Origin of the sequence: Pseudomonas ekonensis (genome assembly GCF_019145435.1) — a bacterium.
GTDB lineage: Bacteria > Pseudomonadota > Gammaproteobacteria > Pseudomonadales > Pseudomonadaceae > Aquipseudomonas > Aquipseudomonas ekonensis.
In genome coordinates this window covers 468,734-493,650 of the sequence record NZ_JAHSTS010000001.1, presented here as the reverse complement: position 1 = coordinate 493,650, position 24,917 = coordinate 468,734, and the positions used below count along the sequence as shown (strand labels likewise).

22 protein-coding genes and 1 pseudogene are annotated in these 24,917 nt (G+C 64.3%); 11 read left to right on the top strand and 12 right to left on the bottom strand.

Annotated elements, in window-relative coordinates; translation table 11 throughout:
- Nucleotides 1-135: 135 nt before the first annotated feature.
- The 8 genes from cyoE to hmpA all read right to left on the bottom strand — a co-directional run bounded on the left by cyoE (nt 136) and on the right by hmpA (nt 8,287).
- Complete coding sequence (gene cyoE, locus KVG96_RS02395) at nt 136-1,023, bottom strand: heme o synthase (RefSeq protein WP_085584906.1); 888 nt, start codon at nt 1,021-1,023, stop codon at nt 136-138.
- Between the two features lie 10 nt (nt 1,024-1,033).
- The gene (gene cyoD / locus KVG96_RS02390; RefSeq protein WP_103304512.1) at nt 1,034-1,369 is read right to left on the bottom strand and encodes a cytochrome o ubiquinol oxidase subunit IV; all 336 of its coding nucleotides are present in this window, start codon (nt 1,367-1,369) and stop codon (nt 1,034-1,036) included.
- Complete coding sequence (locus KVG96_RS02385; protein WP_085584902.1) at nt 1,369-1,995, bottom strand: cytochrome o ubiquinol oxidase subunit III; 627 nt, start codon at nt 1,993-1,995, stop codon at nt 1,369-1,371. Before KVG96_RS02385 ends, cyoD begins: the two co-directional genes overlap by 1 nt.
- Before the next feature lie 3 nt (nt 1,996-1,998).
- Entirely contained in the window at nt 1,999-4,029 is a 2,031-nt protein-coding gene (cyoB, locus tag KVG96_RS02380) for a cytochrome o ubiquinol oxidase subunit I (RefSeq protein WP_217890672.1), read from the bottom strand.
- A gap of 3 nt (nt 4,030-4,032) precedes the next feature.
- The gene (cyoA, locus tag KVG96_RS02375; RefSeq protein ID WP_085584898.1) at nt 4,033-4,974 is read right to left on the bottom strand and encodes a ubiquinol oxidase subunit II; all 942 of its coding nucleotides are present in this window, start codon (nt 4,972-4,974) and stop codon (nt 4,033-4,035) included.
- Nucleotides 4,975-5,799: 825 nt separating this feature from the next.
- Nucleotides 5,800-6,309 (bottom strand): disulfide bond formation protein B, encoded by a 510-nt coding sequence (locus KVG96_RS02370; protein ID WP_217890671.1) that lies wholly within the window; start codon nt 6,307-6,309, stop codon nt 5,800-5,802.
- A 25-nt stretch (nt 6,310-6,334) separates the two neighbouring features.
- On the bottom strand, nt 6,335-6,889 hold the full coding sequence (locus tag KVG96_RS02365; RefSeq protein ID WP_217890670.1) for an ester cyclase: 555 nt from the start codon (nt 6,887-6,889) through the stop codon (nt 6,335-6,337).
- Nucleotides 6,890-7,105: 216 nt separating this feature from the next.
- Nucleotides 7,106-8,287 (bottom strand): NO-inducible flavohemoprotein, encoded by a 1,182-nt coding sequence (gene hmpA, locus KVG96_RS02360; RefSeq protein WP_217890669.1) that lies wholly within the window; start codon nt 8,285-8,287, stop codon nt 7,106-7,108.
- A gap of 161 nt (nt 8,288-8,448) precedes the next feature.
- Here hmpA and norR point away from each other — a divergent pair, with 161 nt between their 5' ends.
- The 5 genes from norR to KVG96_RS02335 all read left to right on the top strand — a co-directional run bounded on the left by norR (nt 8,449) and on the right by KVG96_RS02335 (nt 12,789).
- Nucleotides 8,449-9,999: a nitric oxide reductase transcriptional regulator NorR gene (norR, locus tag KVG96_RS02355; protein WP_217890668.1), complete on the top strand. Its 1,551-nt coding sequence runs from the start codon at nt 8,449-8,451 to the stop codon at nt 9,997-9,999.
- A 123-nt stretch (nt 10,000-10,122) separates the two neighbouring features.
- On the top strand, nt 10,123-11,025 hold the full coding sequence (locus tag KVG96_RS02350) for a chemotaxis protein CheV (RefSeq protein ID WP_085584887.1): 903 nt from the start codon (nt 10,123-10,125) through the stop codon (nt 11,023-11,025).
- 3 nt (nt 11,026-11,028) lie between these two features.
- Nucleotides 11,029-11,511, top strand: a complete 483-nt coding sequence (locus KVG96_RS02345) for a GNAT family N-acetyltransferase (protein WP_225927201.1) — start codon at nt 11,029-11,031, stop codon at nt 11,509-11,511.
- A 124-nt stretch (nt 11,512-11,635) separates the two neighbouring features.
- Complete coding sequence (locus tag KVG96_RS02340; RefSeq protein WP_217890667.1) at nt 11,636-11,956, top strand: hypothetical protein; 321 nt, start codon at nt 11,636-11,638, stop codon at nt 11,954-11,956.
- A gap of 83 nt (nt 11,957-12,039) precedes the next feature.
- Nucleotides 12,040-12,789: a YkgJ family cysteine cluster protein gene (locus KVG96_RS02335; RefSeq protein ID WP_217890666.1), complete on the top strand. Its 750-nt coding sequence runs from the start codon at nt 12,040-12,042 to the stop codon at nt 12,787-12,789.
- A 137-nt stretch (nt 12,790-12,926) separates the two neighbouring features.
- On the opposite strand, the gene KVG96_RS02330 is transcribed toward KVG96_RS02335, so the two are convergent.
- The 4 genes and pseudogenes from KVG96_RS02330 to KVG96_RS02320 all read right to left on the bottom strand — a co-directional run bounded on the left by KVG96_RS02330 (nt 12,927) and on the right by KVG96_RS02320 (nt 15,397).
- Complete coding sequence (locus KVG96_RS02330; RefSeq protein ID WP_437180497.1) at nt 12,927-14,030, bottom strand: methyl-accepting chemotaxis protein; 1,104 nt, start codon at nt 14,028-14,030, stop codon at nt 12,927-12,929.
- Nucleotides 14,031-14,237: 207 nt separating this feature from the next.
- Nucleotides 14,238-14,519, bottom strand: a pseudogene (locus KVG96_RS27740) (PAS domain-containing protein); the annotation flags it as partial.
- 150 nt (nt 14,520-14,669) lie between these two features.
- Nucleotides 14,670-14,897 carry a hypothetical protein gene (locus tag KVG96_RS02325; RefSeq protein WP_217890664.1) on the bottom strand — a complete coding sequence of 76 codons (228 nt, stop codon included), beginning with the start codon at nt 14,895-14,897 and terminating at the stop codon, nt 14,670-14,672.
- Nucleotides 14,898-15,040: 143 nt separating this feature from the next.
- Nucleotides 15,041-15,397 carry a DUF6124 family protein gene (locus tag KVG96_RS02320; RefSeq protein ID WP_217890663.1) on the bottom strand — a complete coding sequence of 119 codons (357 nt, stop codon included), beginning with the start codon at nt 15,395-15,397 and terminating at the stop codon, nt 15,041-15,043.
- Nucleotides 15,398-16,657: 1,260 nt separating this feature from the next.
- On the opposite strand from KVG96_RS02320, the gene KVG96_RS02315 reads away from it, so the two are divergent.
- The 6 genes from KVG96_RS02315 to KVG96_RS02290 all read left to right on the top strand — a co-directional run bounded on the left by KVG96_RS02315 (nt 16,658) and on the right by KVG96_RS02290 (nt 24,815).
- Nucleotides 16,658-17,818 carry an efflux RND transporter periplasmic adaptor subunit gene (locus KVG96_RS02315; RefSeq protein WP_217890662.1) on the top strand — a complete coding sequence of 387 codons (1,161 nt, stop codon included), beginning with the start codon at nt 16,658-16,660 and terminating at the stop codon, nt 17,816-17,818.
- Nucleotides 17,815-20,916, top strand: coding sequence for a multidrug efflux RND transporter permease subunit (locus KVG96_RS02310; protein ID WP_217890661.1), 3,102 nt, complete (start codon nt 17,815-17,817; stop codon nt 20,914-20,916). Before KVG96_RS02315 ends, KVG96_RS02310 begins: the two co-directional genes overlap by 4 nt.
- Nucleotides 20,917-20,925: 9 nt before the next feature.
- Nucleotides 20,926-21,603 carry a heavy metal response regulator transcription factor gene (locus tag KVG96_RS02305; protein WP_085584871.1) on the top strand — a complete coding sequence of 226 codons (678 nt, stop codon included), beginning with the start codon at nt 20,926-20,928 and terminating at the stop codon, nt 21,601-21,603.
- Entirely contained in the window at nt 21,593-22,957 is a 1,365-nt protein-coding gene (locus tag KVG96_RS02300; RefSeq protein ID WP_217890660.1) for a heavy metal sensor histidine kinase, read from the top strand. The genes KVG96_RS02305 and KVG96_RS02300 overlap by 11 nt, the downstream gene beginning before the upstream one ends.
- A gap of 122 nt (nt 22,958-23,079) precedes the next feature.
- Nucleotides 23,080-23,304, top strand: a complete 225-nt coding sequence (locus tag KVG96_RS02295; RefSeq protein ID WP_217890659.1) for a hypothetical protein — start codon at nt 23,080-23,082, stop codon at nt 23,302-23,304.
- Nucleotides 23,305-23,498: 194 nt separating this feature from the next.
- The gene (locus KVG96_RS02290; protein WP_217890658.1) at nt 23,499-24,815 is read left to right on the top strand and encodes an OprD family porin; all 1,317 of its coding nucleotides are present in this window, start codon (nt 23,499-23,501) and stop codon (nt 24,813-24,815) included.
- Nucleotides 24,816-24,917 lie beyond the last annotated feature (102 nt).

Below are 24,917 nucleotides of genomic sequence, written 5' to 3'. Positions count from 1 at the left end.
GCAGGTTTGGATCCAAATCTAGGCCTTTTGCCATTACCGCGCAACCGGCCATTCCCCTCCCCGGCCACCGAATCGCGGGCAAGAAAAAACCCCGTCCATCTTCCGATGGCGGGGTTTTTCTTGAAGCCTGCAACCTTACTGCGCGTACGTCATCAGCACATCGCCCGGCACCTTGAAGTCCACCGACATCATCACGCTCAGCGCGGTGATGGTGAAGATCGAGAACACGAACAGCTTGCGTGCCCAGACGGTGTCGTCCACAGCCTTGTTGCCGGTCCAGGCCATGTACAGCCAGTACATGCCCATGGCCGCGGCGACGGCGAAGTAGCTCATGCCGGCGTAGCCGCTCAAGGTCAGCATCAGGGTCGCCGCCAGGAACGCCAGGATGTAGATCAGGATGTGCTTCTTGGCCGTCTCGATCCCGCGCTTCACCGGCAGCACCGGAATCGATGCGGCCTGGTAATCCTTGAAGCGGAAGATCGCGATGGCGTAGGAATGCGGCATCTGCCACAAGCTGAACATCACCAGCAGGGTCAGCGCGGCCATGTCGAAGCTGTTGCTCACGGCCACGTAACCGATCACCGGCGGCATGGCGCCCGACAGACTGCCCACCAGCGTGCCGTGAACCGACTTGCGCTTGAGGTACAGGCTGTAGAAGCCGACGTAGATGATGAAGCCGATCACGGCGAACAGGGCAGCCAACGGGTTGGCCACCTTGTACAGCAACGCAACGCCGGCGACGCCCAGGACGGTCGCGTAGGCCAGGGCCAGCTTCAGGGAGACGAGTCCCTGGACCAGCACCCGGTTCTTGGTGCGCTCCATCTTCAGGTCGATGTCGCGGTCGATGCAGTTGTTGAACACGCAACCGGAGGCCACGACCAGGGAGGTGCCGATCATGGCCGCCAGGAACACGGCCAGATCGACATGCCCCTTGGAGGCCAGGAAGAACCCGCCCGCCACCGAAAGCACGTTACCGAAAATGATCCCCGGTTTGGTGATTTGGATAAAGTGCTTGAGCGACATCGGGTCTACCTCACTTCGCCATCATGAACGTGTGGATGCTGAACATGATCCACAGCGACAAGCCGACCAGCAGCAGAATCACGATGGCCGTGAAGACGAACGCAATCACGTTGTTGCGCTGCGCCACGGAACGGTCCAGGTGCAGGAAGTAATACAGGTGAACGATCACCTGGATCACCGCGAACAGCAGGACGATCGCCAGCGTCGTCGCCTTCGGCAGGCTTGGGTACATCACCAGGCCGAACGGGATGACGGTCAGGATCACCGACAGGATGAAGCCGATGGCGTAAGACTTTACGCTGCCGTGGCCAGCATCGTGGCTGTCATGGGAGTGTGCATTAGCCATTACAGGGTCCCCATCAGGTAGACGACGGTGAAGACGCAGATCCAGACCACGTCCAGGAAGTGCCAGAACAGGCTCAGGCAGCTCAGGCGGGTCTTGTTGGTCGACGTCAGGCCATGTTTGTTGACCTGGTACATCATCACCGCCATCCAGATCAGACCGGCGGAAACGTGCAGGCCGTGGGTGCCGACCAGGGTGAAGAACCCGGACAGGAAGCCCGAACGGTTAGGGCCGAAGCCTTCGGAGATCAGCAGGTGGAACTCGTTGATCTCCATGGCGATGAAGCCCGCGCCCAGCAGGAAGGTCATGAACAGCCAACCCAGAACCTGCTGCTTCTTGCCCTTGTACAACGCCAGCATGGCGAAGCCGTAGGTGATCGAACTGAACAGCAGCAGAGCGGTTTCGCCCAGCACGTAAGGCAGTTCGAAGATGTCGTGGCCCGACGGTCCGCCGGCCACGTTGTTCACCAGTACCGCGTACACCGCGAAGATCGACGCAAACAGGATGCAGTCGGTCATCAGGTAGAGCCAGAAACCGTACACGGTCATCTCGCCCGAGTCGTGGTGATGGTCATCGTGCCCATGGTCATGACCATGGGCGTGTCCAACATTGGTCACTAAGTTCGACATTGTTTAAGCCTGTTCCAACTTGGTTTCAACACGGGTGGCGGACGCCGGGATCTTGCCGGCCGCGACCAGACGCTTGTGCTGCTCGGCTTCGATGCGCTCGATCACGTCGACCGGCACCATGTAGCCCTGATCGTCACGCGCAGCGTGGATCACGAAGTAGATCACGGTGCCTGCCAGGCTCGCGATCGCCAGCCACCAGATGTGCCAGATCATCGCGAAACCGAACACGGTCAGCAGAGCGCCCATCACCACACCGGTGGCGGTGTTGTTCGGCATGTGGATCGGCTCGTACTTGGCCGGCTTCTGGTACGCGGTACCGTTTTCCTTGGCTTCGGTGAACGGGTCGATGCAGTCGGCCTTCGGCAGGACGGCGAAGTTGTAGAACGGCGGCGGCGACGAGGTCGACCATTCCAGGGTATGGGCATTCCACGGGTCGCCGTGTTCGCACATGTTCTCTGGCTTGTTGCGGTCACGCACCGACACGTACAGCTGGATCAGCTGGGAAGCGATACCGAACGCGATCAGCACCGCACCGACCATGGCGACGTACAGGTACGGCACCCACTCAGGGTTGGTGGTGGCGTTCAGGCGACGGGTCATGCCCATGAAGCCCAGAGCGTACAGCGGCATGAACGCGACGAAGAAGCCGACGATCCAGAACCAGAACGCTGCCTTGCCCCAACCTTCGTGCAGCTTGAAGCCGAACGCTTTAGGGAAGTAGAAGCCGAAGCCTGCGATGTAGCCGAATACCGCGCCGCCGATGATCACGTTGTGGAAGTGCGCGATCACGAACAGGCTGTTGTGCAGCACGAAGTCCGCACCCGGGATGGCCAGCAGTACGCCGGTCATGCCGCCGATGGCGAAGGTCACCATGAAGCCCAGGGTCCACATCACCTGGCTGGTGAAGCGCAGACGGCCCTGGTAGATGGTGAACAGCCAGTTGAACAGCTTCACGCCCGTCGGGATGGAGATCAGCATCGTCGCCAGACCGAAGAAGGCGTTGACGCTGGCGCCCGAACCCATGGTGAAGAAGTGGTGCAGCCAAACCATGAAGCCCAGCACCGAGATCGCGCCCGAGGCGTAGATCATCGAGTGGTGGCCGAACAGTTTCTTGCCGGTGAACGCCGAGACGACTTCCGAGAAGATGCCGAACGCCGGCAGGATCAGGATGTACACCTCAGGGTGGCCCCAAGCCCAGAACAGGTTGACGTACATCATCGGATTGCCACCAAGTTCGTTGGTGAAAATGTGGAAATCCATGTAACGGTCAAGGGTCAGCAGCGCCAGGGTGGCGGTCAGGATCGGGAACGAAGCCACGATCAGGACGTTGGCCCAGGTGCAGGTCCAGGTGAAGATCGGCATGTCCATCAGCTTCATGCCAGGGGTACGCATCTTCAGCACGGTGGCCAGGAAGTTGACCCCTGTGAGTGTCGTACCCAGACCCGATAGCTGCAGCGCCCAGATGTAGTAGTCCACACCCACGCCAGGACTGTATTGCAGGCCCGACAGCGGCGGATAGGCAACCCAGCCGGTCTTGGCGAATTCGCCGACGCCCAGGGACAGGTTGATCAGCACGACGCCGGACACCAGCAGCCAGAAGCTCAGGGAGTTCAGGAACGGGAAGGCAACGTCACGGGCGCCGATCTGCAGCGGCACCGCAAGGTTCATCAGGCCGGTGAAGAATGGCATCGCCATGAAGATGATCATGATCACACCGTGGGCGGTGAAGATCTGGTCATAGTGTTCAGGCGGCAGGTAGCCAGGCGAACCCTCGGTGGCCATGGCCAGCTGGGAACGCATCATGATGGCGTCGGCGAAGCCGCGCAGCAGCATGACCATGGCGACGATGATGTACATCACGCCGATTTTCTTGTGGTCGACCGACGTCAGCCACTCGGTCCACAGGTAGGTCCACTTCTTGAAGTAGGTGATTGCCGCGAACAGCGCCAGACCACCGAGCGCGATCATGGCAATGGTCACCATGACAATCGGCTCGTGGAAAGGAACCGCTTCCCAACTTAATTTACCAAACATCGTTTACTCCTCTGCCCCGGCAGCTGAATGCGAATTCGAGTCCATTTCCGTGGCGGCCACTTCCTTCTCTTTCTTCTCGTGCTTCAGAGGCTTGCCCGGTTTCATGCCTTCGTACTTGTCGACGATGATCTGGAACTGGTTCGGCGTGACCGAGGAGTAGAGCTCAACCGGATTGTTCTGGCTTGGCTTGGAAAGGGCTGCGTATTCAGCTTGATCAAGCTGTTTAGGTGCCTTTTTGACTTCACTTACCCAGGCGTCGAAATCTTCCTGGGAAGTTGCGATAGCCTTGAATTTCATGCCGGTGAAACCAGCGCCGCTGTAGTTGGCGGAGATGCCTTCCATTTCAGCGTTGCGGTCGGCGATCAGGTGCAGCTTGGTCTGCATGCCCGCCATCGCGTAGATCTGGCCGCCCAGGCCCGGGATGAAGAACGAGTTCATCACGGCGTCGGAGGTGATCTTGAAGTTGATCGGCGTGTGCGCCGGGAACACGATCTTGTTGACCGTGGCGATGCCTTGTTCCGGATAGATGAACAGCCATTTCCAGTCCAGCGCGACCACTTCGATGGTCACAGGCTTGACGTCGGATTCGATCGGGCGATAAGGATCCAGCGAGTGGGTCGACTTATAGGTGATGTAGCCCAGGGCGATGATGATCAGGACAGGGATGGTCCAGACGGCCACTTCGATCTTGGTCGAGTGCGACCATTTCGGGGTGTAGACGGCGTTCTTGTTGGAGGCGCGGTACTTCCAGGCGAACAGGAAGGTCATCACGATGACCGGCACCACGACCAACAGCATCAGCAGCGTGGCGGTGATGATCAGGTTGCGCTGTTCCAGGCCGATCTGGCCCGTTGGATTGAGCAAGGTCATGTTGCAGCCTCCCAGCAGCAACGTGCCGAGCAGCGGCACTAGGCCTAGTAATCTGGGGTACCTGTTTTTACTCATCTCACGACCTCTAAAGCAGCTTGCGCAATGCAGTTGGGTTTTGATCGCCAACACTTCACCCTGCCAAGGGTTGGCATTTTCTTTGGATTGAATAAGGGCCGCCCGTCGCGCGTCAGACGCTCGACAAATCCTGGGACAGCGGTCAGTTCTTATTCGAATTCGTGGTCAAAGGCCTTGTTACAGACCAATTCCATTTGGTGCGGAAAGTTGGAAGGCACCGACACCTGGGTATCGCAGCAGGCCTCATGGCCGCCCCGATACCCGACTTCCTGCCTGTGCCTTTATAAGGACGGGCAGTGCCGGGAATTCAGTGCGGGCGATTGTAGTGAGGTAGCGCCCCCGACACCATGTCTCATCCCGAAATAATTTTTATCCCTCAGAGCAACAATCCATCACCGTTTTTGCAAAAGTGGCGCATGGTATCGAAATCGATTCTCAACAAAAACACCAAAAAATGTAGGTGTACCCGCCTCAGATCAGACAGCTCCGAAGGCATTTTCCCCATCCCCGATCGGCGTAAACCCCGATAACCAAAGGGTTCTGGCCAAATGCCAGATGTTGTTAAAACTGCCTGCCGGAACAACGCTGAATAAATGCTGACAAATGTCGAAACAGAACCGTCCGCTTGCCTGATCCTGCGTCATCCCTGTCCTGAAAACGACACTGCGGCGCAACGTGTGTGACAACATGTCGCACACTCGCCGCACCATTCGTTGCCGTTCGTCACGACGTTTTCACACGGCCCCTGAAATGCACGGCGCCCCGATCTCCGAACCCGGAAATCGGGGTGCCGTCCTGTATCGGCAAGCCTTGGGATAAGTTGACTCAGCGCAACGCCCGGCGGTTGCGCGCGGTCAGCAGCGGCACCAGGACCACCACCAGCACGAAGGCCAGCAGCGCCCACTGGGCCAGCGACAGGCCGAGGATCGGCGGGTACGGCGTCGAGCAGAAACCGTCCACCTGGAAGCCCAGCGGGAAGATCTTCGCCAGCGGCAGGTCATCGACGATCGGCTGCAGCACATCGATGCCGCAGCTCACCGCCGGGTAGAACTGGGTGTACACGTGATGCCCCGCCACCCCGGCCCCGGCCAGCGCGCAAATCACCACCAGCGCCTCGAACACCGTGACGCTGCGGCGGGTGCGCATGGCCGCGCCGATGAACGCGAACAGCGCGATCAGCAGCAACGCATAGCGCTGCAGGATGCACAGCGGGCACGGCGCCTCGCCCAGCACGATCTGCATGTACAGCGCCCCGCCGATCAGCGCCAGGCAGATGATGCCCAGCAGCACCAGCCAGCGCCGCTCACGTCCCAACCGAATCGATTCCTCGCTCATCGCGTTTCCCTTTCATGTCCATGGTTCAGCCGGCCGGCGCCTGCAATTGCGCCATCAGGCTGATGTTGTCTTCGATATGCCAATTGGCCGCGATCCGGCCATTGGCGATCTGATAGATATCGGTTGCCCGGAAGTCTACACGCTGGCCCTGCCCTTTGAGAGCCTTGAAGGTGCCGGTGAAATGCCCGCGAAAGTGCAGATGCACCACCACGCGGTCACCGGCGACGATCATCTGCTCGATCTCGCAGCTCAGGTCCGGCACCGCCGTGCGGAAGAACCTGGACGCCAGCAACGGGCCGGTCGGCCCCTGCACCCGGCCTTGCGGCGGGGTCATGTCGACGAACTGCGGCGACAGCGCCGCCGTGGCCAACGCCTCCTCCCCCGAGTTCCAGAAACTGCCGTAACGCCGCGCCGCCAGCTCCATGGCCGTTTGCTGCCCCTGGGGCAGGCTCCGGTCGACGATCAGGCTTTTGGGCTCGATCAGGGCAGATTCGGCAGACGCGAACGGGCTGGCTAACAAGGCAGCCGACAGGCTCAGCGCGGCCAGGCTGAAACGGCGGGAGAAGGTGAGGTGCGACATGGGGCGATCCTGATCCTGTAAACGAACGAGCGCCTATCATCAGCATCGGGGAATAAACGATAAACCGGTTAAGAAACGATTAACCTTTAAACACTTTTTAAGAATCGGGACCGCATCACGGCCAATCGCGGGCAAGCCCGCTCCCACACAGATCTGTGTCGCACACAAATCCTGCGGGAGCGGGCTTGCCCGCGATGAAGACCGCCCGGTTTCAGATCACTCCAGCGCAGCCGCCGGCCCGAAGAACTCGAAACGGCTCTGCGCCTCCGGCACGCCCAGCGCCTTGAGGTGGCGCTTGATGGCCGCCATGAAGCCCTTCGGCCCCAGGAAGTAGGCGTCCACGTCACGCTGCGCCGGCAGCCATTGGCCCAGCTGCTCCTCGCTCAACAGCCCGACCTTGTCCGCCGCCGGGCTCACGCCGTCGTCCTCGGCATAGCAGTAGAAGCGCTTGAGCTGCGGGTGGCGCTCGGCCAGCCCGTCGACCCAGTCACGGAACGCATGCACACCGCCGTTGCGCGCGCAGTGGATGAAGTGCACCGGACGCTCGGTCTCCAGCGCCGCCTCCAGCATCGCCAGGGTCGGCGTGATGCCGACGCCGCCGCTGATCAGCACCAGCGGTTTGTCGCTGTCGGTCAGGGTGAACTCGCCCGATGGCGGGAACAGTTGGATGCTGGCCCCGACGTGCAGTTGGTCATGCAGGTGGTTGGAGGCGCGTCCGCCCGGCTCGCGCTTGACGCTGATGCGGTATTGGCCGTTGTTCGCCAGCGCCGACAGCGAGTAGTTGCGGCGGATCTCTTCGCCGTCGAGGATCAGTTTCATGCCGATGTACTGGCCAGGTTCGGCCGCAAGAATCGGGCCCTTGTCCGCCGGCTCGAAGTAGAACGAAATGATTTCTGCGCTCTCCTCGACCCTGGCCGCGACGATGAACTCTCGCGCCCCGCGCCAGCCGCCGGGCGCCTGTTCCTTCTGGTCGTAGATGGCGGATTCGGCACCGATCAGGATGTCAGCGAGCTGGCCGTAGGCCGCGCCCCAGGCGCTCATGACCTCAGGCGTCGCGATCTCGTCGCCCAGCACTTCGGAGATCGCGCGCAGCAGGCAGCTGCCGACGATCGGGTAGTGCTCCGGCAGGATCTGCAACGCCACGTGCTTGTTGATGATCTTGGCCACCAGATCGCCCAACTGGTCGAGCTGATCGATGTGGCGGGCGTACATCAGCACGCCGTTGGCCAGGGCCCGGGGCTGGTCGCCGCTGGCCTGGTGGGCCTGGTTGAACAGCGGGCGCACCTCAGGGTATTCGGACAGCATCATGCGGTAGAAATGGGTGATCAGCGCTTCGCCGCCGCTCTCCAGCAACGGCACGGTGGATTTGATGATTGCACGGTCCTGAACGCTAAGCATAAGGGTGACTCCTGGGCTCTCTTGATTAATGCCTTAAGCGTTTCAGCTTTCATGCCAAGTTTTTTATTCAACAAAATCAGTTAGTTATGAATATCGTAGTCATATCGACATATCCACGCGTATAGTCACGCCGACTACACAGAGTCCGAATGACTACCGCCATGTCCGCCAAATCCCTGCTCACCGCCCTGTTGCCCCTCGTCGCCGACCTGTCCCGCGAACTGCCCGAAGGCGAGCGCTACCGACGCCTGCTCGAAGCCATGCGCGCGCTGCTGCCGTGCGACGCCGCCGCGCTGTTGCGCCTGGACGGCGACTGCCTGGTGCCGCTGGCGGTGGACGGCCTGAGCCCCGATACCCTGGGGCGCCGTTTCAAGGTCAGCGAGCACCCGCGTTTCGAAGTGCTGCTGGCGGGCGCCGGCCCGACCCGTTTCGCCGCCGACAGCGAACTGCCCGACCCCTACGACGGCCTGGTGGACGGGCTGGCCGACCACCTGGAGGTCCATGACTGCCTCGGCTGCCCGCTGTTCGTCGATGAACGGCTGTGGGGCCTGATCACCCTCGACGCCCTCGACCCCGAGCGCTTCGAGCCGATCGAACTCGACGCCCTGCAAGCCTTCGCCAGCCTGGCCTCGGCCACGGTGAACGCCGCCGAACGCATCGAACGCCTGGCGCTGCGCGCCGAGGACGAGCACCAGCGCGCCGAGGTCTACCGCCAGGCCAGCGGCCAGCAGCACCGGGAAATGATCGGCCAGGGCAAGGCCCACAAACGCCTGGTGGAAGAGATCCAGTTGGTGGGCGGCAGCGACCTGACCGTGCTGATCACCGGCGAGACCGGGGTCGGCAAGGAACTGGTGGCCCAAGCGATCCACGCCGCCTCGCCCCGGGCCGACAAGCCGATCATCAGCCTCAACTGCGCCGCCCTGCCGGACACCCTGGTGGAAAGCGAACTGTTCGGCCACGTGCGCGGCGCCTTCACCGGCGCCACCGCCGACCGGCGCGGCAAGTTCGAACTGGCCAACGGCGGCACACTGTTCCTCGACGAAGTCGGCGAACTGTCGCTGACCGTGCAGGCCAAGCTGTTGCGGGTGCTGCAAAGCGGTCAGCTGCAGCGCCTGGGCTCGGACAAGGAACACCAGGTGGACGTGCGCCTGATCGCCGCCACCAACCGCGACCTGGCCGACGAAGTGCGCAACGGCCGCTACCGCGCCGACTTCTACCACCGCCTGAGCGTGTACCCCTTGCGGGTGCCGGCCCTGCGCGACCGGGGCCGCGACGTGCTGCTGCTCAGCGGTTTTTTCCTGGAGCAGAACCGCTCGCGCATGGGCCTGGGCAGCCTGCGCCTGAGCGCCGACGCCCAAGAGGCGCTGCTGGCCTACACTTGGCCGGGCAACGTGCGCGAACTGGAACACCTGATCGGCCGCAGCGCGCTCAAGGCGCTGGGCAACTGCAAGGTGCGGCCGAAGATCCTCACCTTGCATGCCGCGGACCTCGACTTGCCCCGCGAGGTTGTGGATAACCTGGCGCCGCCCGCCGCCGCAGCCGTCGTACCGCCGATGGCCGCAGATCTGCGCAGCGCCACCGAGCAGTACCAGCGCCAACTGATCGGCGCCGCCCTGGAACGCCACCGGGACAACTGGGCCAGCGCCGCCCGCGAGCTGGGGCTGGACCGGGCGAACCTGGGACGGCTGGCCAAAAGGCTGGGGATGAAATGACCGCCACGCCGTCCGATTGGCGCCAGAATCCCTAAAGCCTGCCGGCATCAAGTCGATAACCCGGCATCGATACCTGCTGGCGATCCGCGGATCGCCGCTCACCTTTTTCAACAGAAGGTTTTTATGTCTTCCAACAAAGCCCGCGCAGATTCACTTTCGCTTCTGCTGTTTACCTTGCGCAGCGGCAAGCTGATGGCGATCAACCTGCTGAAAGTCAGTGAAATCATCCCCTGCCCGCCGCTGACCAAGCTGCCGGAGTCGCACCCCCACGTCAAAGGCATCGCCACCCTGCGCGGGACCTCGCTGTCGGTCATTGACCTGAGCCGCGCCATCGGCGAGCGGCCGCTGGAGGATCCCAACGGCGGCTGCCTGATCGTCACCGACGTCAGCCGTTCGAAACAGGGCCTGCACGTGCAGGCGGTGAGCAAGATCGTCCACTGCCTGACCACCGACATCAAACCGCCGCCCTTCGGCTCCGGCGGCTCGCGCGCCTACATCACCGGCGTCACGTCGGTGGACGGCACGCTGGTGCAGGTGCTGGACATCGAAAAGGTCATCCACGGCATCGCCCCGGTGGAGATCGACCTGACCCCGACCGAACTGAGCATGGAAGACGCCGAAGTGCTGGGCAACGCGCGCATCCTGGTGGTGGACGACAGCCAGGTGGCGCTGCAGCAATCGGTGCACACCCTGCGCAACCTCGGCCTGGAATGCCACACCGCCCGCAGCGCCAAGGAAGCCATCGGCTGCCTGCTGGACCTGCAAGGCACGGCGCAGGAGATCAACCTGATCGTCTCGGACATCGAAATGTCGGAGATGGACGGCTACGCCTTCACCCGCACCCTGCGCGAGACACCGGACTTCGCCCACCTCTATGTGCTGCTGCACACCTCGCTCGACAGCGCGATGAACAGCGAAAAGGCCCGTCAGGCCGGGGCCAACGGGGTGCTGACCAAGTTCTCCTCGCCGGAACTCACCCATTGCCTGATCGAAGCGGCCAAGTACGTCGCCGCCCAGGGCCATTGACCGATGGCCGAGACCTTCTGCTACCTGATGCGGCGCGACCTCGGCCAGGACGTGCCGCCCGTCGAGTGGCCGAACGGGATCGGACTTTCCACCTACCGCACCGAACTGGCGCCGGCGGTGCACCGCCTGATGGAACTCGGCTACCGCGAAGGCGGCGGTCGGGTGCCGGCGCTGGATCTCTGGCAACAGCAGTTCGAAAGCGACCCGGAATACGACCCGACGCTGTGCCTGATCGCCAGTGACGCCGAAGGCATCGTCGGCGTGGCGCAGTGCTGGACCAGTTCGTACCTGAAGAACCTGGTGGTGCATCCCCGCCTTCAGGGCCGGGGCCTGGGCCGGGCGCTGCTGCTGGAGGTGTTCAAGAGGTTTCAGGCGCGCCAGGAAGGCTTCGTCGACCTGAAGGTGCTGGAAGACAACCTGCGGGCGCAACGCCTGTACGAAAGCGCCGGGATGTACGTGGTCCGCCGCGAGCCCGTGCCCGACTGAGCCTGCCGGCGATGGCGTCCATGAAGGCGCCACAGGGCAGTGCCCTCGAATGGCCAGCACTGACAACCGCAACCCATCAGGCATACTTCGAACCTTGGACACCCACCCCCAAGGATGCCGAACCATGAAAGCCCTCACCCTCTTGTGCCTCGCTGCCCTCGCCCCGCTGGCCCAGGCCTCCAGCCCCGACGCCTGGGCCGCCCACGACAAGGCCGTGCTCGCCGCCTGCACCCAGGCCAGCGGCCTGAAAGCCCCCAAGCCCGTCGGCACCGCCGCGCCGTTCGACGACCGGGTCGGCTACACCGCCGTGTTGTTGCAGGGCCAGTACCCGCAAAAACACATGAAAGGCCAACAAGGCACCGAGCTGTGCCTGTACGACAGAAAGTCCAAAAGCGCCTACGTCACCGAATGGGACTCGGTGCGACCCACCGCCAAGGGTCGGTGAATGGCGTGCAACTTGCTTCGCCGGGGCTTAGCCCGGCGGCTTTCCGTCGCCGTTCCACCTCCTGACCGAAGATTGGCCGCTCAATGAATACGACGTTTTCCTGCGTGGGCTGCGGCAAATGCTGCACCGACCACCATGTGCCCCTGACCCTGGCCGAAACCCGCATGTGGGCGGCGGACGGCGGTCAGGTGATCGTGCTGGTGGAGGCGTTCCTCGGCAACGGCCTGGGCTTGCCGGCGCAGCAGCGCGAGCACGCCGAACGCCGTTCGGCCGTGGTGCGCAGCGCAGAGGCCCAGGCCCACGTGGCGATCACCTTCGCCGCCTACAACGTCGGCCCCTGCCGGAATCTTGACGAAGACAAGCTGTGCCGCATCTACGAACGCCGCCCGTTGGTGTGCCGCATCTACCCGGCGGAGATCAACCCGCACATCCCGCTCGACCCCGCCGCCAAGGACTGCCCGCCGGAATCCTGGACCCAGGGGCCGGAGCTGATCGTCGGCGGGGAGCTGGCGGACCGTGAACTGGTGGAGCTGATCCAGCGGTCGCGCCAGGCGGACCGCGACGACATCCGGATCAAAGAGGCGGTCTGCGGGCTGCTCGGCATCCGCACCACCGCGCTCAAGGGCGACGGCTTCACCGCCTACCTGCCGGACATGGCGGCGCTGGCCGGCGTAATCGACCAGGTGACGGCGCAACCGCTGGCCGAGGCGCCCGGCGAATGGCAGTTCCATGTCTCCGGCGAAGACATTGCCGGGCAAGTGCGGGCGGCGGGAGCGCAAGTGGCGTCCGAGCCGGCGCTGACCTATGCCTTCATTCCGTTGCGGGCGGCTTGATCCGGACCTTGCATCGGGGCTGGCGGCCTCATCGCCAGCAAGCTAGCTCCCACAGGGGCCGGGTCGTTCACAGATCTTGTGCCCCCATGCCCCCTGCGGGAGCCAGCCTGCTGGCGATGAGGCCGGCCGGAACACCCTCAATCCCTGAGCTGGCGCCGCCCCCAGAATTCCCGCGCCAGCGACCGCAGGTCCCCCGCCAGCCCCGCCACGTCCTGCGAGTTGGCCTGGCTCTGCCGCCCTTCGTCCACCGTCACCTCGCAGGCCGAGCGGATGCTGACGATGTTGCGGTTGATGTCCTCGCTCACCGCGCTCTGCTCCTCCACCGCCGCCGCGATCTGCAGGCTCATTTCGGTGATCTGCCCCACCCGCCCGCTGATGCCGTCCAGTGCCTGCGCCGCGCGCTTCGCCTGTTCGACGCTGTTGTCCACATGCTCGCCGCTCTGCTGCATGGCCAGCACCGCGTCCCGGGCGCCGTTCTGCAGCGTGCTGATCATCCGCTGGATCTCGTTGGTCGATTGCTGGGTGCGCTGGGCCAGCCCGCGCACTTCGTCGGCCACCACCGCGAACCCGCGCCCGGCATCCCCGGCCCGCGCCGCTTCGATGGCGGCGTTGAGCGCCAGCAGATTGGTCTGCTCGGCGATGCTGCGGATCACCTCCAGCACCCCGGAAATCTCGCTGCTGTGGCCTTCCAGTTGATGGATCACCTCGGTCGCCCGGCCCAGCTCTTCGGCCAGGCGCAGCACCGCGCTACGGCTTTCGCCGACCAGCAGATGCCCTTCACGGGTTTCCGTGCCGGCCATGTCCGCCGCCACCGAGGCCTGCTGGGCATGGCTGGCCACCTCGGCGACGCTGGCCGCCATCTGATGGATCGCCGCCGCCACCTGATCGGTTTCCGCCTGCTGGGCCAGGCTGCTGGTGTGGCTGCTGTGCAGGTGATCGACCAATTGCGCCGCGTGCCCGGCCAGCCGCTGCGAAGCGTCGCCGATCCGCCCGACCACCGCGCCGACCTGGGCCTCCAGCATCTGCAAGGCAAACTCGATCTGGCCGAACTGGTCCCGCCGGCCGGTGTAGATGCCCTGGCTCAAGGGGTTGTCGGCGATGGTTTGCGCCCGCGCGGTCAAGCGCTCCAGCGGCCGCAGCAGCCAGCCCACGCCGAGGGCGCAAACCGCGCTGCCGACCACGAACGCCCCGGCATCGATCCACAGCGACTCCGGCCGCAGCCACGCCTCGGTGCCCAACACCAGCGCCAGCAACGCACTGGCCAGCGCCGTGATCCGCCCCCGCAACCCCAACACCGGCAGGCGCGCCCAAGGCGACGTGCGACCTTCACGCAACCGCGCATAGGCCCGCTCCGCCGCCGCCACCAGCCGCGCATCCGGCCGGGTGCGCACCGACTGGTACTCCACCGCCGCGCCGTTCTGCGTCACCGGCGTGACATAGGCGCTGACCCAGTAATGATCACCGTTCTTGCAGCGGTTCTTCACCAGCCCCATCCAGGAACGCCCGCGCTTGAGCGTCTGCCACATGTGGGCGAACGCCTGGGGCGGCATGTCCGGATGGCGCAGCAGGTTGTGCGGCGCGCCCAACAGCTCGTCACGGCTGTAACCGCAGATGTTGATGAAGTCGTCGTTGGCGTAGGTGATCGCGCTGTTCAGATCGGTGGTCGAGAGAATGTTCGCATCGGGCGCAACATCGACGTTGCGCCCGGTCACCGGGAGATTGATCTTCATGGAGAGCGCGCTCGTTTTATTGGAAAGAGTCGGCAGGGCTGCTGACTCTAAGCGCACGCATTGGATAAACGTTGATCTGGCTCAGGATCTGAGCAATTAGCCATCACTGCGACGGAAAATCGCAGCCGATGGCCGCACATCGGCGCCGGATCAACGCTTGCCCATCGACCGCCGAGTGCCGGGCGGCGCCATGCCGGGGACTTTGGTGTGGCCGTTCTTGGCGCCGTTCTTGTACCACGGCTGGCTGGAACCCTTGGCGGCGGCCAGCTCACCGGGCCGGAACGGAAACTTGAAGTCCGGGATGGCCGACGGGGTTTCGCTGGCGTCAGGTTGAACGGCCGGGGCGTCAGTCACGGCGTCGTCGGTTGGGGCAGTCATGGTGGCTCCGGGGAGGCGGGATGTCGGCTCCGGAAGAGAGCCGCGAACGCGCGCAGTATACCTGCGCGCAACCACTTTACAGCCCCGAACAGAGAACGGCCGGCCTCATGTCGGGACTGTTCGATGGACGGAACGCCCCGGCCTCACGCCAACGGCACCACCCGGTCCAACGCCCGGTTCACCGCCAGCTCGGCGAGCATGACGATCTGCTGGATGCCCAGCGCCGTGCTGCGTTGCGGGCCGCTGAGCTCATTGGCGAAATTGCTGACCAGGATGCTGGCCGACGCCAGGGACTCGCAGGCATCGGCCAACAGGCTTTCGTTGCCGATGTTGGGGCAGACCGTGTACATCGCACTCGGCTGACGGCGCTTGTGGGGTTCCGGGTGGAGGTAGAAATCGAGGGCGCGTTTGACGGCCTGCTCGTTTCTGGCTTGGTCTTCGGCGCGCCTGGCGTCGGCGAGCGGGGTTGTTGAGGGTGGGTCGGGTATCAGCTTGTCCATGAAGCAAATCCTCAAAGTCTTGAAGCCACGATTTCCCGATCTCACTCGAAGAAGTGGTGGCAGCTATGTACGGGGTGAGATCACCGGTCATGGATAACCCGGCAGGACATTCGTCCACCCGCACATAGCCGCCATAACAATCGCCGACAGTCTAAGCCGGCGGCGATTATGGAGGGACTCGCACAAGTATCCAAATGAGTAGCCGGGGATCTCACACCCGGTCGCTGAATGGCCAGCGACGGGAAAAGACTAGAGAGCGGGCTTCCGACGGACAACCTGAAAACCTTGTGGGAGGGTTCGGCAAATCTGCAACAGCCTTTAAACATTTCGGTTCTGAAATGCAGCCGGTTTCGCAGAGGGATCGGGGGGGGCTGGTAGAGATTGGTCGGCTGTCAGGCCGTCATCGCTGGCAAGTCGAGTCGTCGCACCGCAGCTCCCACAGGGATTGATGTGGTCTGGGGGGAATTGGTTGGCTGGCAGGCCGCCATCGCTGGCAAGCCAGCTCCCACAGGGTTTGATGTGGCCTGGGGGGAGTTGGTCGGCTGGCAGGCCGCTATCGCCAGCAGGCTGGCTCCTACAGGGATTGATGTGGTCTGGGGGGGAATTGGTTGGCTGGCAGGCCGCCAGCGCTGGCAAGCCAGCTCCCACAGGATTTGATGTGGTCTGGGGGGGAGTTGGTCGGCTGGCAGGCCGTCATCGCCAGCAGGCTGGCTCCTACAAGGATTGATGTGGCCTGGGGGGAATTGGTCGGCTGTCAGGCCGCCGTGGCGTGCTTCCAAAAAGGCCGAGTGTCAGCTCGCCTCGCTTTTGATCTTGATCTGCCGGCCCCTTCGGAAGGCTGAGTGGAGGGGTTCATCCGGGGGTAGGCGCGCAGCGCCGTTTGGCGCAGCCAAACACATCGGAAGGAGGTGCAGCGAAGCAAACCGTAGCCGATGCCCCCGGATGAATCCCGGAGCGAAGGAACCCCGAGCCTCAGCGAGGGGCCGGACGCCGGGGCCAGACTTTTTGGTTACTTTTGGGGCGTTTGCCAAAAGTGACCCGCCGTAAGGGCGGAACCCTAAGCCGCCGTTACCGCAGAAATGGATATGTACCCACCCCAGCCACAACCTGGTCGGCCCAAAGGCCGCCAAGTCCAAAACCAAAACCAAACCCAGGAGGCCGAAACTGACAGCGCCGTCAGCCAGCCGTCACCCTCCCGACCCCCAAACCCGTTTATAAAGACACAACCTGCCCCAACTCCGTCCCCCCGGCGCCCACCGCATGCACATCCAGAAGAAACCCACCCTGCTCGCCACCCTGCTGATCGCCCTGGCAGCCGCCGGCCTGTGGTACATCGCCAAACCCGCCCCGGCCAAACTGGCGGCTCCCACCGCCATCCCGGTGCAGGTCGTCAGCGTCAGCGAACAGGACGTGCCGCGCTACACCAGCGGCATCGGCTCGGTGCTCTCGCTGCACAGCGTGGTGGTGCGCCCGCAGATCGACGGCATCCTCACCAAGCTCTGGGTCAAGGAAGGCCAACTGGTGAAGGCCGGCGACCTGCTCGCCACCCTCGACGACCGCTCGATCCGCGCCAGCCTCGACCAGGCCCGCGCGCAACTGGGCGAGAGCCAGGCGCAGTTGCAGGTGGCGCTGGTCAACCTCAAGCGCTACAAGCTGCTCAGCGTCGATGACGGCGTGTCGAAGCAGACCTACGACCAGCAACAGGCGCTGGTCAACCAGCTGAAGGCCACCGCCCAGGGCAATCAGGCGTCGATTGATGCGGCGCAAGTGCAACTGTCCTACACCCAGATCCGCTCCCCGGTCACCGGCCGCGTCGGGATTCGCACGGTCGATGAAGGCAACTTCCTGCGCATGACCGACACCCAGGGCCTGTTCACCGTCACCCAGATCGACCCGATCGCCGTGGAGTTCTCCCTGCCCCAGCAAATGCTGCCGACCCTGCAAGGCCTGATCGCCGACCCGCAGCATGCGCAGGTCAAGGCCTACATCGGCGCCGACACCGACGGCGAGACCGGCAACTTGTTGGGCGAAGGCCACCTGACCCTGATCGACAACCAGATCAACGCCAACACCGGCACCATCCGCGCCAAGGCCGAGTTCGACAACCCCGGCCAGAAGCTCTGGCCCGGCCTGCTGGTGACGGTGAAGGTGCAGACCGCCCTGGACAAGGACGCGCTGGTGGTGCCGCCCACCGTCGTCCAGCGGGGGCTCGATCAACACTTCGTTTACCGGGTCAACGGCGACAAGGTCGAGGCCGTGCAGGTGCAGATGGTCTATCAGGGCAGCGGCCAGGACATCATCCAGGGCGTGAAGGCCGGCGACGTCCTGGTGAGCGACGGCCAGTCGCGGCTCAAGCCCGGCTCGACCGTGCAGGTGATGAATGAACCGGCGCAGGTGGTGCAAGCGGAGCCGAAGCCATGAGCGTGCGCGGCGGGATGTCCGGGTGGTGCATCGATCACCCGGTGGCGACGATTCTCCTGACGTTCGCGCTGGTGCTGGTGGGGGCGATTGCCTTCCCGCGCTTGCCGATCGCCCCACTGCCGGAAGCGGAATTTCCGACGATCCAGGTGTCCGCGCAATTGCCCGGCGCCAGCCCCGACACCATGGCGTCGTCGGTGGCCACGCCGCTGGAGGTGCAGTTCAGCGCCATTCCCGGCATGACCCAGATGACCTCCAGCAGTGCCTTGGGCTCCAGCCTGCTGACCTTGCAGTTCACCCTCGACAAGAGCATCGACACCGCCGCCCAGGAAGTGCAGGCCGCGATCAACACCGCCGCCGGCAAACTGCCCAAGGACATGCCGACGCTGCCGACCTGGAAGAAGGTCAACCCGGCCGACAGCCCGGTGCTGATCCTCAGCGTCAGTTCGACGCAGATGCCCGGCACCGAACTGAGCGACCTGGTGGAAACCCTGCTGGCCCGCCAGATCAGCCAGATCGACGGCGTCGGCCAGATCAACATCACCGGCCAGCAGCGCCCGGCCATCCGCGTGCAGGCGTCCGCCGACAAACTGGCGGCCATCGGCCTGACCCTGGCCGACATCCGCCTGGCGATCCAGCAGACCAGCCTCAACCTGGCCAAGGGTGCGCTGTACGGCGAGTCGAGCATTTCCACGCTGTCGACCAACGATCAGCTGTTCCATCCCGAGGAGTACAGCCAGCTCATCGTTTCCTACAAGGACGGCGCCCCGGTTCACCTCAAGGATGTCGCCAAAGTCGTCAACGGTTCGGAAGATGCCTACGTGCAGGCCTGGGCCGGCGACCAGCCGGGGGTGAACCTGGTGATCTCCCGCCAGCCGGGGGCCAACATCGTCGAGACGGTGGACCGGATCCAGGCGGCCCTCCCCGCCCTGGAGGCCATGCTGCCGGCCTCGGTGCAGGTCAAGGTGCTGATCGACCGCACCCAGACCATCCGCGCCTCGCTGCATGAGGTCGAGATCACGCTGATGATCGCGATTCTGCTGGTGGTGGCGGTGATGGCGCTGTTCTTGCGCCAACTGTCGGCGACGCTGATCGTGTCGGCGGTGCTCGGCGTGTCGCTGACCGCCAGTTTCGCCCTGATGTACCTGCTGGGCTTCAGCCTGAACAACCTGACCCTGGTGGCGATCGTGGTGGCCGTGGGGTTTGTGGTGGACGACGCGATTGTGGTGGTGGAGAACATCCACCGTCACCTGGAGGCCGGCGACGACATGCGCGAGGCCGCGATCAAAGGGGCCGGCGAGATCGGCTTCACCGTGGTGTCGATCAGTTTCTCCCTGGTGGCGGCGTTCATTCCGCTGCTGTTCATGGGCGGCGTGGTCGGCCGGCTGTTCAAGGAATTCGCCCTGACCGCCACTTCGACCATCATGATTTCGGTGCTGGTGTCGCTGACCCTGGCGCCGACCCTCGCGGCCCTGTTCATGCGCCGGCCCACGCACCACGCCCACGACAAGCCGGGCTTCAGCGAACGCCTGCTGGCCGGGTACGAAAAAGGCCTGCGCCATGCCCTGGCCCACCAGAAACTGATGCTCGGCGTGTTCGGCCTGTCCCTGGCGCTGGCCATCGGCGGCTACATCTTCATCCCCAAGGGCTTCTTCCCGGTGCAGGACACCGGTTTCGTCCTCGGCACCACCGAGGCGGCCGCGGACATTTCCTACGGCGACATGGTGAAAAAGCACCTGGCCATGGCCGAAATCGTCGCCGCCGACCCTGCCGTGCAGGCGTTTTCCCACTCGGTCGGGGTCTCCGGCAGCAACCAGACCATCGCCAACGGCCGCTTCTGGATCGCCCTGAAGAAGCGCGGCGACCGCGACGTCAGCGCCAGCCAGTTCATCGACCGGATCCGGCCCAAACTGATGAAAGTGCCGGGCATCGTCCTCTACCTGCGCGCCGGGCAAGACATCAACCTCAGCTCCGGCCCGAGCCGTGCGCAGTACCAATACGTGCTCAAGAGCAACGACGGTGCGACCCTGGCCACCTGGACCCAGCGCCTGACCGAGAAACTGCGCAGCAACCCGGCGTTCCGCGACATCTCCAACGACCTGCAGCTGGGCGGCAGCATCACCCACATCAGCATCGACCGCAGCGCCGCCGCACGATTCGGCCTGACCGCCAGCGATGTCGACGAAGCGCTGTACGACGCCTTCGGCCAGCGGCAGATCAACGAGTTCCAGACCCAGGTCAACCAGTACAACGTGATTCTGGAGCTGGACACCCGACAGCGCGGCAAGGCCGAAAGCCTCAACTACTTCTACCTGCGCTCGCCGCTGAGCGGGGAAATGGTGCCGCTGTCGGCGCTGGCCCGGTTCGACCCGCCCACGGTCGGCCCGCTGTCCATCGCCCACGACGGCATGTTCCCGGCCGCCAACCTGTCGTTCAACCTGGCGCCCGGCGTGGCCCTGGGCGATGCGGTGATCCTGCTCAACCAGGCCAAGGCCGAGATCGGCATGCCCACGGCCATCAGCGGCAATTTCCAGGGCGCGGCCCAGGCGTTCCAGAGTTCGCTCAAGAGCCAGCCGTGGCTGATCCTGGCGGCGCTGGTGGCGGTGTACATCATCCTGGGCGTGCTCTACGAGAGCTTCGTGCACCCGCTGACGATCATCTCGACCTTGCCGGCGGCGGGCCTCGGTGCGGTGATCATGCTGTGGCTGTGCGGCCAGGACTTCTCGATCATGGCGCTGATCGGCCTGGTGCTGCTGATCGGCATCGTGAAGAAGAACGGCATCCTGATGATCGACTTTGCCCTGGAGGCCCAACGCAACCGCGGACTGGCGCCGCAGGAGGCGATTTTCGAGGCCTGCCTGACGCGGTTCCGGCCCATCATGATGACCACCCTCGCCGCCCTGCTCGGCGCCCTGCCGCTGATGCTCGGCTACGGCACCGGCGCCGAGCTGCGCCAGCCGCTGGGCATCGCGGTGGTCGGCGGCCTGCTGGTGAGCCAGGCCCTGACGCTGTTCACCACGCCGGTCATATACTTGTGGCTCGAGCGGCTATTCCATCGACCTGCACCGGCGCCCGCCGCGGCGCTGGCGACCACAGACTGAGGCAGGGTCATGCGCGTCCTGATTATCGAAGACGAAGAAAAAACCGCGGACTACCTGCACCGCGGCCTGACGGAACAGGGCTACACCGTGGACCTGGCCCGCGACGGCATCGAGGGCCTGCACCTGGCGCTGGAAGGCGACTACGCGGTGATCGTGCTCGACGTCATGCTGCCGGGCCTGGACGGCTTCGGCGTGCTGCGCGCGCTGCGGGCACGCAAGCAGACGCCGGTGATCATGCTCACCGCCCGGGAACGGGTCGAGGACCGGATCAAGGGCCTGCGCGACGGCGCCGACGATTACCTCGGCAAGCCGTTCTCGTTCCTGGAGCTGGTGGCGCGCCTGCAAGCCCTGACCCGGCGCAGCGGCGGCCACGAGCCGGTGCAGGTGAGCATCGCCGACCTGTGGATCGACCTGATCAGCCGCAAGGCCACCCGCGCCGGCACCCGCCTGGACCTGACCGCCAAGGAGTTCTCGCTGCTCAGTGTCCTGGCCCGGCGCCAGGGCGAGATCCTGTCCAAGACCGCCATCGCCGAGATGGTCTGGGACATCAATTTCGACAGCGACGCCAACGTCGTCGAGGTCGCGATCAAGCGCCTGCGGGCCAAGCTCGACGGCCCGTTCGACGAGAAATTGCTGCACACCATCCGCGGCATGGGGTATGTGCTGGAGAGCCGCGGTGTCCAGTAACTCGATTGCCCTGCGCCTGAGCGGCCTGTTCACCCTGGTGGCGCTGCTGGTGTTCCTGCTGATCGGCGGCGCGCTGTACCAGCAGGTGGACAAGGGCCTGGGCCTTTTGCCGGAAGCCGAGCTCGACGCGCGCTACAGCGTGCTGGAGTCGGCGCTCAACCGCTTCGGCACGCCCGAGCACTGGGTGAAGATCAACGCCAAGCTCAACCTGCTCGGCGAAGAGGACAAGCGCATCCGCTTCTGGGTGGTCAGCGGTGATCCGGGTTATGAGTACGGCAGCCCGGACGCCTTGATCCGCGCCTTCGCCCAAGGGCCCTTGGGCATGCGCGACCTGCAGCTGCCCGGCCACGCCTACCCGCTGAAGGTGCTGCTGACCGAATTGCCGGCCAAGGATCAGCGCCCGCCCTTGCGCTTCATGATCGGCATCGACACCGAGACCTTCCACGAGACCCAGCACCGCTTGCTGATCGCCCTGGTCAGCCTGGCGGCCGTCGGCGTGCTGCTGGCCTCGGCGCTGGGCTACTGGGTGGCGCGGATCGGCCTCAAGCCGTTGATCAAACTGTCCCAGGAGGCTCAGCGGCTGGCGCCGCCCTTGCGGGCCGGGCGCTTGCGCCTGTCGCCGCTGCCGCCGGAACTGGCGCAGTTCGTCAGCTCGTTCAACTCGACCCTTGAGCGGGTCGAACAGGCGTATTCGCGGCTGGAGTCGTTCAACGCCGACGTCGCCCACGAACTGCGCTCGCCGCTGACCAACCTGATCGGCCAGACCCAGGTCGCCCTCACCCGCGGGCGCTCGGCGGAACATTACTTCGAAGTGCTGCAATCCAACCTCGAAGAGCTGGAACGGCTGCGTTCGATCATCAACGACATGCTGTTCCTGGCCAGCGCCGACCAGGGCAGCAAGGCCACCAAACTGACGCAGACCTCGCTGGCCGACGAGGTGGCCACCACCCTCGAATACCTGGACTTCATCCTCGAGGACGCCCAGGTGCAGGTGCAGGTCAGCGGTGATGCCCAGGTGCGGATCGAAATCGCCCACCTGCGCCGGGCGCTGATCAACCTGCTGAGCAATGCCGTGCAGCACACGGCGCCGGGCCAGGTGATCGAGGTGCATATCGAGGTGCAAGACCACCAGGTCAGCATCGGCGTGGCCAACCCCGGCTCGCCGATCGCCGGCGAGCACCTGCCGCGGCTGTTCGAACGCTTCTACCGGGTGGATGCCTCGCGCAGCAACAGCGGCAACAACCACGGCCTGGGGCTGGCCATCGTCAAGGCGATCGCGTTGATGCACGGCGGCGACGTGTTCGTGCAAAGCGACCGGGGAATGAATACCTTCGGCATGCACTTGCCGGTCTGACGCCCGGGATCTTTGCCTGCGCTGTAACAGTCATTTATGAAAATCACGCTGTTTCCCGGTGGCCGGCGACCTTATCTTTGCCCGCAACCACACAGCACTTGCCAAGCAAGAAGGTTTTCGAGATGTCCAACAGTATGGGAATTGCCAGCGCGTTCGTTTTGTCCTCATTGATCCTGTCGCCTTTGGCGATGGCCGAAGAATCCCCGTCGTTCGTGGCGCACAACGCCGCCCGCGCCCAGGCCTTCGAGCAGCATCAGGCAGAGATGATGGCCAAGGCCCAGAACGCCGCGCAGTCCCCGCAGGCCGCCACTTCCCAGGCACAGCCGTCGCTTGAGAAAGACAGCTGAGCCGCGCCTCCTCCGATTTCCCTCGACGCGGTTGTTTGGCTCTTCCCGTTCAACCGTCGTCCTTCCAGGCCGCTGAATTTCAGCGGCCTTTTTTCGTTGTGGTCTGAAGGCCGTCCGGATCGTCTTTAACAATTAGAAACATCCCGCCCCTCAAGCGATTGAAGGGAACGTTGACCCAAGGAGCTTTACCGCACGTGCGTTACCCAGTCCGTTTCACCCCGCTGTTCATTGCAGTCGCCGCAACGATTGCCCCGGCAGCCCATGCCGCCGAACCCGAGAAGACAGGCTTCATCGAAGGTTCGAGCCTCAACCTCAACGCCCGCAACTACTACATGAACCGCAACCGCCTGCAGCAGGCGGATGACAACATCGAGTGGGGCCAGGGCTTGCTCGGCAAGTTCGAGTCCGGCTACACCGAGGGCACCGTCGGCTTCGGCGTCGACGCCCACGCCATGCTTGGCCTGAAGCTCGACGGCGGCGGCGGCACCGACAACTCCAGCATCCTGCCGGTGAGCGACGGCAGCGGCAAAGCGCCGGGCTCGTTCTCCACGGCCGGCGGCACCCTGAAAATGCGCGCGTTCGACACCGAGCTCAAGGCCGGCGACCTGTTCCTCACCAACCCGGTGATCGCCGGCGGCGAGAGCCGCATGCTGCCCCAGACGTTCCGCGGCCTGAGCCTGACCAACCGCAGCTTCGACGGCTGGCTGATCGAAGGCGGCCAGGCCAGCTTCACCAAGCCCTACAACCAGAGCGGGCACAAGCGCATCGGCACCTCCTACGGCAGCCTCCCCGACGGCGACGAAAGCCGTCACCTGAACTGGGCCGGCGTGGCCTGGAGCGGCGTCGAAGGCCTGACCAGCAGCCTGTACGCCTCCGAACTCAAGGACATCTGGAACCAGTACTACTACGACCTGGACTACACCTGGGCGCTGAACGATCAGGTCAGCCTCAACCCCGGCCTGCACTACTACCACACCCAGGACACCGGCGAGGCCCTGCTGGGCGACATCGACAACAACACCTGGAGCGTGCACTTCACGGTCGGCATCGGCAGCCACAGCCTCACCGCCGCCTACCAGCGGGTCAACGGCAACACGCCGTTCGACTACATCAGCCAAGGCGACAGCATCTACCTGGACAACTCCCAGCAGTACTCGGACTTCAACGGCCCGAACGAACGCTCGTGGAAGCTCAAGTACGCCTACGACTTCGCAGGCGTCGGCCTGCCGGGCCTGACCTCGGCGGTGTCCTACTCGCGCGGCACCCTGGACCTGACCAAGACCGATCCGGACAGCCCCGGCTACGCCGCGTGGTACAGCGCCGAGGGCCGCAACGCCAAGCACCGGGAACGCGACATCGACCTCAAGTACGTGGTGCAGAGCGGCCAGGCCAAAGACCTGGCGGTGCGCCTGCAATGGGCGACCAACCGCGGCGGCAACGGCTACGGCGCGCTGGACTCGGACACCGATGAATACCGCGTGATCATCGACTACCCGATCAACGTCTTCTAAGATCGGCGCTACAGTGAAACGGCCTGTCTGATCACAAAGGTTCAGGCGGGCCATCTATCCCTGTGTGAGCGGGCTTGCCCGCGAATGCGGTGTGTCAGGCGA